This window comes from Neobacillus sp. Fa239 (assembly GCF_055395235.1).
Genome location: NZ_AP041611.1, coordinates 1 through 2500 on the forward strand (window position 1 = coordinate 1; position 2500 = coordinate 2500).

A 2500-nucleotide genomic window follows, 5' to 3' on the forward strand; every position below is an offset into this window, starting at 1 on the left:
ATCGAAACGAAGCCAACGTAACATTTTTGAGCTAATCAACTTTCTTGGAGAGTTTGATCCTGGCTCAGGACGAACGCTGGCGGCGTGCCTAATACATGCAAGTCGAGCGAATCAATGGGAGCTTGCTCCCGTTGGTTAGCGGCGGACGGGTGAGTAACACGTGGGCAACCTGCCTGTAAGACTGGGATAACACCGGGAAACCGGTGCTAATACCGGATAATCCTTTTCCTCTCATGAGGAAAAGCTGAAAGACGGTTTCGGCTGTCACTTACAGATGGGCCCGCGGCGCATTAGCTAGTTGGTGAGGTAACGGCTCACCAAGGCGACGATGCGTAGCCGACCTGAGAGGGTGATCGGCCACACTGGGACTGAGACACGGCCCAGACTCCTACGGGAGGCAGCAGTAGGGAATCTTCCGCAATGGACGAAAGTCTGACGGAGCAACGCCGCGTGAGCGATGAAGGCCTTCGGGTCGTAAAGCTCTGTTGTTAGGGAAGAACAAGTACCGGAGTCACTGCCGGTACCTTGACGGTACCTAACCAGAAAGCCACGGCTAACTACGTGCCAGCAGCCGCGGTAATACGTAGGTGGCAAGCGTTGTCCGGAATTATTGGGCGTAAAGCGCGCGCAGGCGGTCCTTTAAGTCTGATGTGAAAGCCCACGGCTCAACCGTGGAGGGTCATTGGAAACTGGGGGACTTGAGTGCAGAAGAGGAAAGCGGAATTCCACGTGTAGCGGTGAAATGCGTAGAGATGTGGAGGAACACCAGTGGCGAAGGCGGCTTTCTGGTCTGTAACTGACGCTGAGGCGCGAAAGCGTGGGGAGCAAACAGGATTAGATACCCTGGTAGTCCACGCCGTAAACGATGAGTGCTAAGTGTTAGAGGGTTTCCGCCCTTTAGTGCTGCAGCTAACGCATTAAGCACTCCGCCTGGGGAGTACGGCCGCAAGGCTGAAACTCAAAGGAATTGACGGGGGCCCGCACAAGCGGTGGAGCATGTGGTTTAATTCGAAGCAACGCGAAGAACCTTACCAGGTCTTGACATCCTCTGACAACCCTAGAGATAGGGCTTTCCCCTTCGGGGGACAGAGTGACAGGTGGTGCATGGTTGTCGTCAGCTCGTGTCGTGAGATGTTGGGTTAAGTCCCGCAACGAGCGCAACCCTTGATCTTAGTTGCCAGCATTCAGTTGGGCACTCTAAGGTGACTGCCGGTGACAAACCGGAGGAAGGTGGGGATGACGTCAAATCATCATGCCCCTTATGACCTGGGCTACACACGTGCTACAATGGATGGTACAAAGGGCTGCAAAACCGCGAGGTTGAGCCAATCCCATAAAACCATTCTCAGTTCGGATTGTAGGCTGCAACTCGCCTACATGAAGCCGGAATCGCTAGTAATCGCGGATCAGCATGCCGCGGTGAATACGTTCCCGGGCCTTGTACACACCGCCCGTCACACCACGAGAGTTTGTAACACCCGAAGTCGGTGGGGTAACCGTAAGGAGCCAGCCGCCTAAGGTGGGACAGATGATTGGGGTGAAGTCGTAACAAGGTAGCCGTATCGGAAGGTGCGGCTGGATCACCTCCTTTCTAAGGATATAAGCTGGACATAAGAGCCAGACAAGTTTCACGTTTTTTGTTTGTTTAGTTTTGAGAGAGCAATTCTCTCAGAGCTTTTTTTATTCGTTCTTTGAAAACTAGATAATCGTAATGAAGAAGTCAAAGTAAAACATCGAGTTAATCGCCATTTTAGTTTTTCTCTCTATTGAATTAGAGTAAAACCTTTTAGGTTAAGTTAGAAAGGGCGCACGGTGAATGCCTTGGCACTAGGAGCCGATGAAGGACGGGACTAACACCGATATGCTTCGGGGAGCTGTAAGTAAGCTTTGATCCGGAGATTTCCGAATGGGGGAACCCACTGTTCGTAATGGAGCAGTATCTTTATCTGAATACATAGGATATTGAAGGCAGACCCGGGGAACTGAAACATCTAAGTACCCGGAGGAAGAGAAAGCAAACGCGATTCCCTGAGTAGCGGCGAGCGAAACGGGAACAGCCCAAACCGAGAGGCTTGCCTTTCGGGGTTGTAGGACACTCAACATGGAGTTACAAAGGAACGGGGTAGATGAAGCGATCTGGAAAGGTCCGTCATAGAAGGTAAAAGCCCTGTAGTTGAAACTTCGTTCCCTCCTGAGTGGATCCTGAGTACGGCCGGACACGTGAAATCCGGTCGGAAGCAGGGAGGACCATCTCCCAAGGCTAAATACTCCCTAGTGACCGATAGTGAACCAGTACCGTGAGGGAAAGGTGAAAAGCACCCCGGAAGGGGAGTGAAATAGTTCCTGAAACCGTGTGCCTACAAGTAGTCAAAGCCCGTTAATGGGTAATGGCGTGCCTTTTGTAGAATGAACCGGCGAGTTACGATCCCATGCAAGGTTAAGTTGAAGAGACGGAGCCGCAGCGAAAGCGAGTCTGAATAGGGCGTTTTGAGTATGTGGT

General features: G+C 52.0%; 2 rRNA genes (1 of these 2 cut by a window edge). Both read left to right on the forward strand.

Annotated features, from left to right (window positions below):
* Positions 1–41 precede the first annotated feature (41 nt).
* Positions 42–1591, forward strand: a 16S ribosomal RNA gene (locus tag ACZ5XR_RS00005).
* 198 nt (positions 1592–1789) lie between these two features.
* Positions 1790–2500, forward strand: a 23S ribosomal RNA gene (locus ACZ5XR_RS00010) (it continues 2229 nt past the right edge of the window).
* Together the 16S and 23S rRNA genes form the textbook arrangement of a ribosomal RNA operon.